Below are 7,857 nucleotides of genomic sequence, written 5' to 3'. Positions count from 1 at the left end.
GATCGGGGCCCTTCGTCGTCCCGGTGGCCGGTCGGCCGTGCCCCGAGCCCCGGGTGCGCGACGGGATCTAGTCGTGCCCCGCGAGCGAGGCGAGCGCGGTGCGCCAGAGCTCCTCGGAGTGCTCGACCGCCTCGGGGGTGTCGTTGTTGTCCTGCCGGATCGTCACGCGTGTGCCCTTGGGGTCCGGAGCGAGCGTGATCGCGACCTCGTGGTGGTTCTCCGGGACGTCGGGTGCGCCGCTCGCGGGGGAGAAGTGCGTGAAGCGCAGCGTCCTGGGGCGGTCGACCTCGAGGACCGTGCCGTGGTCCTCGAAGTGCTTGCCCTGGTACTGGCCCTCGAACGTGATGGTGCTGCCCGGCTGGTAGTCCGTCTCCACGTTCGCGCCCAGCATCCAGGTCGCGGACGGGTGGACCAGCTCGGCCCACACCCTCTCGGGGCGGGCGGCGATGTGGATCGAGGCGGTGGCGACGAGTCCGGTCATGGGACCTCTCCTCCTTGAGCGGTTTCCCTCGACCGTAGCGCCTGGGGTAGCGAACGGCATGGTGGCACGCGACGGCTCACGGCCTCGCGGTGGGGTCGGGGCCTTCGGGGATCAGGGTGATCCGGGCAGTGAACCGTCAGGGCCCGTGCTGCCGTTCTCGTGAACAGGGAAGTGATCGAGGATTTCGTCGGTGTCGGCGTCGAGGATGACGATCGAGTTCGCCGGCCAGGTCGGTTCCGGCACGGGCACGTAGTTCGCGATGGGTTCCTGGGCGATGAGGTCGTAGGTCTCGACGAGGGTTCCGGTGCGCGTGTTGTACGTGGCTGTGCGCGGATGGTCGCGGTTCTCCTGCGGCCACTGGTCGAACGGGAGGATGCCTCCCGTCTCGCTGGCCGGGGTGCCGTTCCACCATCCCTCGTATCCGCCGACGGTGCCGGGACCGAGCAGCTCAGGGTCGATCTCATGACCGGGGGTGCCGAGAGGTTCTTCTGTCCACGCGTTCATGGTGGGGGTCGGGGTGGGACCAGAGGGGGTGAAAGGGGCCGCCGCGGGGTTCGTGTCCCGAGGAGACGAGGGGACGGCAGGTCCGAGGCTCGTGGCGATCCCCACCAGTGCAAGAGCTGCGACGCCTGCACCCGTCAGTCGCCGGGCGCGCTGGCGCGAACGCACCCGGGCGGTCACGGCTCCTGGGTCGAGCGGGGAACGGACGGGTGCGGTGTCGACGATCTGTCGCAGCGTCGCGGCGAACTGTTTATCACTCATACGTAGGTTCCTCCCCGAGGGCCCGGCGCAACGCGCTCAGGCCTCGCGACGCGTTGGACTTCACCGTGCCGCGGGCGACTCCCAAGGTCTCGGCGGTGTCGGCCTCGGACATGTCGAGCAGATACCGCAGGACGACCGCGCGGCGTTGCTTCGGCGGCAGGGCGGCGACGGCCCTGGTGATCCGGTCACGTTCGGCGACCGCCGCCTCGGCCCCGGCGATCGGTGCGCCCTCCGTCTGGGCGGTCAGCACTTCGCGGCGGGTGCGCCGCCAGCCGTCGATGCGCAGGTTGAACAGGGTTCGCCAGGCGTAGCCGGCGGGATCGTCGACGGTCGCCCAGTCCCAGCGGCGCCAGACCCTCTCGTAGGTCTGCTGCACCAGCTCCTCGGCACGGTGATGGTTGCCGGACAGCAGATGGGCGCTGCGGTAGAGGGCATCGTTCGTCGACGCGACGAACGAGGTGAACGCCGCAGCCTTGCTGGCATCTGCCACCACGGCCAGGGACCTCGTGTCCTCGTCCTCGAGCGTCGTGTCGATCGTCCTGCCCCCCGTCGTCAGCATGCTCCCTCCCCCTGAAGACGCAGGACGCCCGCCGGAGGTTGCATCGAGTCGTGGACGAATCGTGTCACGGCCCAGGGCGGCTCCTCGTCACCGAGCCCATGGCCGATCCGCGTGGCCACCTATCGCGGCGGTGCTGCGGGCCGCGCCCGGGGGTGAGGACGTGACCCGCTGGGGCTTCCGGGGAGCGGAGCCGCGTTCTAGCGCACCCCGAGCGGGACCCGCTGCCCCCGGTGGAGACGTTCGATCACGGTCGAGTACGCCGCGATCATCCGGGTGTGGCTGAACCGCGGACGGCTGCGCAGGAGCGCGAGGCTCAGCTCGTCCCGTCGTCGGGCCGCCTCCTCCCACGCCGCGCAGACCGCGGCCGGGTCCCTGGGGGTCACGAAGCCGATCCCGTCGACGATCGACGCGGCGTCGCCCACGTCGGTCGTGGTCGGGACGGCCCCGCTCATGGCCCCCTCGATGAGGCACAGCGGTGCGGCCTCGCCGAACGACGAGGTGAGCGCGACGACGTCGGCCACCCCGTACACCGACTCCATGTCGCGGCGAACGCCCAGGAGATGGACCCGTACCAGCAGGTCCGGGCGATCCGCGAACGAGGCCCGCAGGTCCTCCCTCAGCGCCGGGTTGGTCGGGCTCATCCCCGCGCCGCACATCAGCACGTGCCCCGACGGGTTCCGTGCGAGGAACGCCCGGGCAGAGCGGACGAACAGGCCCACGTCCTTCATCTCGTCGTAGCGCGCCGCGAACGCGACGACCGTCGCGTCGGGCGGGACGCCGAGCATCCCGCGTCGGGCTGCGCGACGGCGCGGGGCCAGCGGGCGGAACCGCGCCAGGTCCACGCCGTTCGGGATCACGTGGAGGAGCGACGCCGGCACCCCGGCGGCGCGGTAGGCGTCCCGGGTCGACTCCGCGCAGCAGACGGCGCCGGCCAGGCGGCCGCCGGCGACCGTCGCGAGCAGGTCGTCGAGCGCCGGACCCTGGTGCTCCGGGTCCGACCGGTGCAGGCACGCGATCACCGGGCGTTCCGGGAACCCGTCCTGGTTGACGAGCCGCAGGGGCTGCTCCTTGAGCGACAGGACGACGTCGGACCGCGAAGCGAGCTCTGCTGCCGTGGCCAGCTCCGCCTCGGTGAATCCCCGCGAGGTGGGGGCGTCCCCGGACCCCGGGTGCCGACCCAGCGAGGTGACCTGGATCCCCGCGGCGCGGAGCGCCTGGTACCGCGGGTCCTCGGTCATGGGTTGGAGCAGCCCCTCGCGCAGGACCTCGTGGTGGATGCTCAGGACCGAGTGCGCCTGTCGGCCCCCGCCGTGCAACCCGGTGATGACCGCGCTGTGCAGCACTCGTGCCCCGCCGCTGAAGAAGCCCTCGTAGATCGACTGGACCCGCAGTCCGTCACCTGCTGACATGGCGTCACCTCCGTCGCCAGGATCGGGCACCACGATGTCCGACGCGTGGCGATCCTGTGACATCGGCATGACGTGTGCGGCCAGGTCCGGCCTCGACGAGGCGTCCGCGCGTCGCCGCGCCCTCAGCGGACTGCCGCGTACGCCGCCGCGAACCGCGGGAGGCTGGCCTCGAGCGTCCTCAGGCTCGCGGTGAGCGAGATGCGGAAGCGGCCGGGCGTCTCGAAGTACTTGCCGCCCAGGACCAGGACGTCGTGCTCGGCGAGCAGGGCCTCGAACGCCCGGTCGTCGGGCACGGGCGAGCGGGGGAAGAGGTAGAACGTGCCCTCGGGGCTGTGGACGTCGTAGCCGATCTCGCGCAGGCCGGCGACCATGAGGTCCCGCTTGTGCTCGTAGAGCGCGACGTCGAACGGGATCTGCTCGAGCAGGGGCAGCGCGTGCTGCAGCACCGCGTTGGGGAACGCGTACCCGATCGCGATCTGGAGCGCCTCGATCGCGGGCCGCAGGTCCTCCCGGCCGGGCAGGGTCGGTGGGACTGCGAGGTACCCGATGCGCTGGCCGGGCGCGAGCAGCGTCTTGCCGTAGCTGTAGGCAAGCAGCGACCACGGGTACACCTCGGTGGGGCTGTGGAACGGCGTGCCGTCGTAGACGATGCGGTGGTACGGCTCGTCGGAGACCACGAAGATGCGGCGCCCGTTCCGGTGGGAGGCCTCGTCGAGCAGCGCCGCGAGGCGCCGCAGCTGCTCGACGGGGTAGACCCGCCCGGTCGGGTTGTTGGGCGTGTTGACCAGGACGACCCGGGTCCGGGACGTGATCGCGCCCGCGATCGCGTCGAGGTCCAGGTCGAAGGTCTCGGGCAGGATCGGGACCTTGACGGGGGTCAGCCCGGCCTCGCGCACGATCACCTCGTACGCGAACCACGGCGGGACGCTGTAGACGACCTCGTCGCCCGGGTCGGTGACGAGCTTGAGCGCGAGCGCGAGGGCCGTGAAGCCGCCCGTGGTGAGGTGGACGTCGTCGGGCTCGAACGGGACGCCCACGACGCCTCGCAGTGCCGCGGCTGCCGCCGTGCGGGCCGCGGGCTCGCTGACCTTGTAGCCGAACCAGTGCTCGTCGCGCGGGACGGCGCTCGCGCGCAGCGCGTCGACGTACTCGGCCGGGGCCGGGTCGTGCGGGTTGCCGAACGTGAGGTCGAGGACCCCGGGCCGTGCGCGCCGCTCGGGGTAGACGTGTGCGAAGAACCCGAGCAGGTGGTCGAACGGGGTGGACCGTGCGAGGTCTGCAGCGCGTCGGGAGATCGTCTCGTCGGCCATGGGAGCTCCTCGCTCGGGCGACGGCGGTGCCGGGAGGTGGGTCGCCGGGGCGGTGGTCGGCCGGCGAGAGGTGGCCGGGAGGCCACGCGGGACACGTGATTCCACGCTAGCACCGGGCTCGCGGGCCGGCCGGGGGACGGGGGAGGCCCGACGGCGCTGCTCACCCTGCGGCAGGCAGCGTCCATCGCGGGGACCGTGCTCGGGCAGGATGTCGATCACGGGCACGCGTGCCGTCAGTGCGTGCTGGCCTCTCGCGCCGTGCTGGTGCGTGCCCGGTCGAGCAGATAGTCCTGCTCCACCGTGTTCTGCGTGCGGGCCGCTGCCGAGCGGAAGGCGACGGCCGCGTCGGCATGGCGGCCCAGGTCGTCGAGCAGGTGGGCGCGTACCGCGGGCTCTCGCGCGCCTGCGAGGGGGTCGTCGGCGAGCCCGTGCTCGCGGTCGAGTGCGGCGAGCAGGTCGAGCCCGCGCTGCGGGCCGAATGCCCGCGCGACGGCCACGACGCGCGACAGGCGGACCGGGCCGGACGGTGCGAGGCGCTCGAGCCAGAGGTAGAGCGCGGCGATCTGCGCCCAGTCGGTGTCGGCGTCGCTCGTCGACGTGGCGTGGACGGCGGCGATCGCGGCTTGCACCTGGTACGGCCCGACGGTCCGGAGTGGCCACACGGCATCGATGATCGCGCGGCCCTCCTCGATCATCCGCTGGTCCCAGCGCGACCGGTCCTGGTCCTCGAGGGGCACCAGGTGGTCGTAGGCGTCGGTCCGGGCGTCACGTCGCGCCTCGGTGAGGAGCATGAGGGCGAGGAGCCCGGCGACCTCAGGGTCCCGGGCGCTGTGGGACCGGGCGAGCCGGGTGAGCCGGATGGCCTCGTGGGAGAGGCCGACACGGCCGAGGCTCGTCCCGGAGGAGGCCGTGTAGCCCTCGTTGAACACGAGATACAGCACCCACAGCACGGACGCGAGGCGTGCGTCGCGGTCGGCCGAGGTGGTGGGGACGAAGCGGGTCCCTTCCCGGCGGAGCTGCTGCTTCGCACGACTGATCCGCGTCCCCATGGTCGCCTCGCTCACGCCGTAGGCATGAGCGACCTCCGCCGTCGTCAGGCCGCCCACGGCGCGGAGCGTCAGCGCGACCTGCGAGGTCGGGCTGAGGGACGGGTGGGCGCACAGGAGCAGCAGGGTGAGGCTGTCGTCGTCGTCGATCACCTCGCGGCCCGACGCCTGCTCCGCGAGCGCCGCATTCCCGACCGTCCGCTCGCGGCGGTGGCGCGCCTGCTCGGAACGCAGGAGGTCGATCATCCTGCGGTACGCCACCCGCACGAGCCAGGACCTGGGCTCGACCGGAACGCCCTCGAGGGGCCACCGGGTGCTCGCGACGAGCAGCGCTTCCTGGACGGCGTCCTCGGCGACGTCGAACCGGCTGAACCGGCGCACGAGCGCACCGAGGACCTGGGGTGCCTCGGAGCGCAGCAGGTCCTCGATGCTCGGGTCCACCTCTGGTGAGGGCGTCATGCCGCGAAGTCGTCGCCCATGATCGGTCGGATCTCCATCGGCTCGCCCAGGACCGCGACCATGCGGCTGACGACCTCGACGGCCCGCTCGTGGCTCGCGCAGTCGATGACGGCAAAGCTTGCGAGGACCTCCTTGAGCTCGGCGAACGGGCCGTCGGTCGCGACGACCCTGGAGCCGGTGCGGCGCACCGTCGTGCTCATCGCGGGATGGCCCAGGCCCTCGCTCGACACGAACTCTCCGGTCCGGCGAAGCTCCGCCTCGAACTCCTGGTAGGCCGCGAAGGCCGCGAGGGCCTCGTCGGACGGCGTGTCGGCGGAGCCAGCGTCCCATGCGGCGGTCGGGGTGTATCCGAGCAACAGGTACTTCACGTGGTTCTCCTTCGGAGGTTTGCTGGTCGGGCTCGAGACCAGACTCTCAGCCGAGGGCACGAGTCCGCAGCCGCAGGGCGAGGACCGTGGTCCAGGTGAAGGCGATCAGCCCGTTGGCCGCGACCTGGAGGCTCGCGGTCTCGGGCGAGATGGGTACGAGCAGCACCAGGCCCACGATCCCGTGGCCGACCGCAGCCGACACCTGACGGGCACGCACCGCACGGACCGTGAGTACCACGGCCGCGGCGGCGAGCGCGGTGAAGGCGACGGCGGCGGCCACCGAGTGTGCGACGCCGTGCCAGGACATCGAGTCTGCCGGTCCGTCGGGCGTACCGACGGGAAAGCCGTTCTCCGGGTCCATGACGAAGACCCCCGCGAGTACGAAGCCGACCCCGGCGATCCCCAGCAGCACGGGGACGGCGCGCCGTCCGACTCCCTCGGTGACGATCCGTCGGTGCGTCACCGCCAGGGCGAGGAGCCCGAGGCTGGTCAGGGCGAAGGTGAGGATCTGGACCCAGCCGAGGTCTCCGGTGGAGAGCTGGCTGAGCGGGTGGATCCGCAGGTCGAAGCCCTCCCGGGCGAGGGCCTGCGCACTCGCCGAGGCGACGAAGAGCGGACCTGCGGCTGCGGCCGCGACCAGCAGGCGTCTGGTGCTCGAACGGTCCGCCGCCGCCGTCTGTGTGCGGTCGGTGCCGAGCGTCGGTGCCTTCAGGGACGGTGGGAGCGGGATCTGCCATGACATGACGTTCTCCTTCGGTGGCGGGGCGGTTCACGGCTACCTCGTGACCGCAGCCCGGGTCTTGACACCCTTGAGGTGTGATGTGTGTCACAGTCTCTGAATGTCGAGGCGTGCGGAGACGTGACGAGGTGTCCACGACTGCGGCCGACCGGACGTGGCGCCGAGACGAAGGAGAACGACCATGGACAGCACGAGCACCCCCGCCGAGACGACGGGCGCGAGCGCGACCGTCCCGACCGGATCAGCGGACATCGACGCCTACGGGCTCGACGGCCAGGCGCCGCCCAGCGCAGGGCTCCGTGCCCTGGAACGACTCGTCGGGACCTGGCGTGTGACCGGCGGCGCCGAGGGCGAGGTCACGTACGAGTGGATGAAGGGTGGGTACTTCCTCCTCCAGCGCGTGCGGCTCGACCAGTTCGGGCAGGAGATCACGGGACTCGAGGTGATAGGCAACCTCCACCCGTTCGGCGAGCCCGTCGGCGAGGACGTCGTGTCCCGCTTCTACGACTCCCTCGGCAACACGCTCGACTACGTGTACGACATCACCGGCGACACCTTGACCATCTGGGCAGGGGGCAAGGGGAGCCCCGCGTACTTCGAGGGGACCTTCGACGCCGCCGACCGGGTGGTCGTCGGCGAGTGGGTCTATCCGGACGGGGGCGGCTATCCGTCGACGATGACTCGACTCTGACGACCCGCGTCCGCGCGGCCGCGGTCGTGGTCG

At 71.8% G+C, this 7,857-nt stretch carries 9 protein-coding genes; 1 reads left to right on the top strand and 8 read right to left on the bottom strand.

Annotation, left to right across the window (positions count from 1 at the left end):
• Window positions 1–67: 67 nt before the first annotated feature.
• The 8 genes from ACFWFR_RS15150 to ACFWFR_RS15115 form a co-directional block, all read right to left on the bottom strand.
• The gene (locus ACFWFR_RS15150) at window positions 68–481 is read right to left on the bottom strand and encodes an SRPBCC domain-containing protein (protein ID WP_191800871.1); all 414 of its coding nucleotides are present in this window, start codon (window positions 479–481) and stop codon (window positions 68–70) included.
• Between the two features lie 111 nt (window positions 482–592).
• Window positions 593–1,243, bottom strand: a complete 651-nt coding sequence (locus tag ACFWFR_RS15145; RefSeq protein WP_377623506.1) for a hypothetical protein — start codon at window positions 1,241–1,243, stop codon at window positions 593–595.
• Window positions 1,236–1,802: a SigE family RNA polymerase sigma factor gene (locus tag ACFWFR_RS15140; RefSeq protein WP_377623505.1), complete on the bottom strand. Its 567-nt coding sequence runs from the start codon at window positions 1,800–1,802 to the stop codon at window positions 1,236–1,238. The genes ACFWFR_RS15145 and ACFWFR_RS15140 overlap by 8 nt, the downstream gene beginning before the upstream one ends.
• Before the next feature lie 197 nt (window positions 1,803–1,999).
• Window positions 2,000–3,211 carry a glycosyltransferase gene (locus tag ACFWFR_RS15135; RefSeq protein ID WP_377623504.1) on the bottom strand — a complete coding sequence of 404 codons (1,212 nt, stop codon included), beginning with the start codon at window positions 3,209–3,211 and terminating at the stop codon, window positions 2,000–2,002.
• A 122-nt stretch (window positions 3,212–3,333) separates the two neighbouring features.
• Window positions 3,334–4,521, bottom strand: a complete 1,188-nt coding sequence (locus tag ACFWFR_RS15130; protein WP_377623503.1) for an aminotransferase class I/II-fold pyridoxal phosphate-dependent enzyme — start codon at window positions 4,519–4,521, stop codon at window positions 3,334–3,336.
• A gap of 233 nt (window positions 4,522–4,754) precedes the next feature.
• Window positions 4,755–6,026 (bottom strand): RNA polymerase sigma factor, encoded by a 1,272-nt coding sequence (locus ACFWFR_RS15125; RefSeq protein WP_377623502.1) that lies wholly within the window; start codon window positions 6,024–6,026, stop codon window positions 4,755–4,757.
• Window positions 6,023–6,394, bottom strand: a complete 372-nt coding sequence (locus tag ACFWFR_RS15120; protein ID WP_377623501.1) for a YciI family protein — start codon at window positions 6,392–6,394, stop codon at window positions 6,023–6,025. The genes ACFWFR_RS15125 and ACFWFR_RS15120 overlap by 4 nt, the downstream gene beginning before the upstream one ends.
• 46 nt (window positions 6,395–6,440) lie before the next feature.
• Complete coding sequence (locus ACFWFR_RS15115; protein WP_377623500.1) at window positions 6,441–7,136, bottom strand: DUF998 domain-containing protein; 696 nt, start codon at window positions 7,134–7,136, stop codon at window positions 6,441–6,443.
• 178 nt (window positions 7,137–7,314) lie between these two features.
• Between ACFWFR_RS15115 and ACFWFR_RS15110 the strand changes: the two genes are divergently transcribed.
• Window positions 7,315–7,824, top strand: a complete 510-nt coding sequence (locus ACFWFR_RS15110) for a hypothetical protein (RefSeq protein WP_377623499.1) — start codon at window positions 7,315–7,317, stop codon at window positions 7,822–7,824.
• Window positions 7,825–7,857: the final 33 nt, after the last annotated feature.

Source organism: Oerskovia sp. NPDC060287 (assembly GCF_042726775.1).
GTDB lineage: Bacteria > Actinomycetota > Actinomycetes > Actinomycetales > Cellulomonadaceae > Oerskovia > Oerskovia merdavium.
The sequence above is the reverse complement of the archived record's forward strand: the minus strand, read 5'-3'. Positions and strand labels throughout refer to the sequence as shown.

What these genes read in the sequence shown, in the direction of transcription:
- ACFWFR_RS15135 (WP_377623504.1), bottom strand. Translation starts at nt 3,211, where the DNA reads ATGTCAGCAGGTGACGGACTGCGGGTCCAGTCGATCTACGAGGGCTTC.
- ACFWFR_RS15125 (WP_377623502.1), bottom strand. Translation starts at nt 6,026, where the DNA reads ATGACGCCCTCACCAGAGGTGGACCCGAGCATCGAGGACCTGCTGCGC.
- ACFWFR_RS15115 (WP_377623500.1), bottom strand. Translation starts at nt 7,136, where the DNA reads ATGTCATGGCAGATCCCGCTCCCACCGTCCCTGAAGGCACCGACGCTC.
- ACFWFR_RS15150 (WP_191800871.1), bottom strand. Translation starts at nt 481, where the DNA reads ATGACCGGACTCGTCGCCACCGCCTCGATCCACATCGCCGCCCGCCCC.
- ACFWFR_RS15145 (WP_377623506.1), bottom strand. Translation starts at nt 1,243, where the DNA reads ATGAGTGATAAACAGTTCGCCGCGACGCTGCGACAGATCGTCGACACC.
- ACFWFR_RS15130 (WP_377623503.1), bottom strand. Translation starts at nt 4,521, where the DNA reads ATGGCCGACGAGACGATCTCCCGACGCGCTGCAGACCTCGCACGGTCC.
- ACFWFR_RS15110 (WP_377623499.1), top strand. Translation starts at nt 7,315, where the DNA reads ATGGACAGCACGAGCACCCCCGCCGAGACGACGGGCGCGAGCGCGACC.
- ACFWFR_RS15140 (WP_377623505.1), bottom strand. Translation starts at nt 1,802, where the DNA reads ATGCTGACGACGGGGGGCAGGACGATCGACACGACGCTCGAGGACGAG.